Origin of the sequence: Pedobacter psychrodurus (assembly GCF_032678585.1) — a bacterium.
GTDB classification, from domain to species: Bacteria; Bacteroidota; Bacteroidia; order Sphingobacteriales; family Sphingobacteriaceae; genus Pedobacter; species Pedobacter psychrodurus_A.
This window is the reverse complement of record NZ_JAVTSN010000132.1, coordinates 1-1,035: the sequence shown is the minus strand read 5'-3', so window position 1 is coordinate 1,035 and position 1,035 is coordinate 1. Positions and strand designations below refer to the sequence as shown.

Here is a 1,035-nt window from a genome sequence, read left to right as displayed (position 1 = left end):
ATGTGCGAGCTTAAAGGTTTGTCAATTTCACAAATTGTGGCAATTTCCTTGAGGTATTCGTTTAGCTTTTGATTGCTCGAAACTGGTAATACCCTGTCTTTTGTGATGCAATATGGATGGTCGCTATATCTTTCCAATATTGCGATTGCCGGTGGTAATAGGGGAATAGCAGATCGGGTTCCTGTTTTGGTTCTGTTTGTGAAAACCCATTTTTTGCCATCTACACCTGTTTTAATATTCGATAGGCTCAGTTTTTCTATGTCGGAATACGCAAGTCCGGTAAAACAGCAGAAAATAAAAACATCCCGTACCTGACTTAGCCGCTCGGTTAAGAACTGCTTTTCTGAAATTTTAGTTAATTCATCCTCTGTAAGAAATGAACGCTCTACATTTTTACTCTTTAGTTTGTATCCAAACATTGGATCGCTGTCAATCCATTTTAAGCTTAATGAAATTCGCAGGATTTTACCAAGGCTTTTCAGATACCTTACTGTGGTATTGTTGGCACAACCGTTTACTGACCTCAGGAAAAAATCAAAATCGCGTATAAACGCATGGTTAATATTTTTGATGTTGATGTCTGTTATCTTGTATTTTTCATTCATGAAAGCGACAAGATGCCTTTCCAAAACTTGAAAGCGCTTCAAGGTACCAATGGCATATTCCTTTCCTACCAAAGCCTCCATTTTTTCGTTATGAACTTTGATGCCTTCCATCAAGGTATGCTTCCGGACTTCCCGCCCGATAAATCTGCACTTAATGCCTTCGGCTGAAATAACTTCGCCGGCATCAAAAAGATCCCTGTAAACCTGGTTGATCATTGACTGTAGATTATCCAGATGAGTATTAAAGCTTCTGACATCTTCCTTTTTTCCATCCTGTCTGCCTGATTTGGTATTCCACTTTTCAGGATCGCACTCAAGCCCACTGGTCATTTCTGCCCTTTTTCCGCCAACAGTTATTCGTAAATAAACTGGCACATGGCCGCCACGATAGTTTTTCTGCTTTTTAAGATAAAAAAGCAGGCTAAAATTA

At 39.3% G+C, this 1,035-nt stretch carries 1 protein-coding gene; it reads right to left on the bottom strand.

Annotated elements, in window-relative coordinates:
• On the bottom strand, positions 1–1,035 hold a 1,035-nt coding region (locus R2S57_RS30360), incomplete at both ends, for a site-specific integrase (protein ID WP_316848657.1).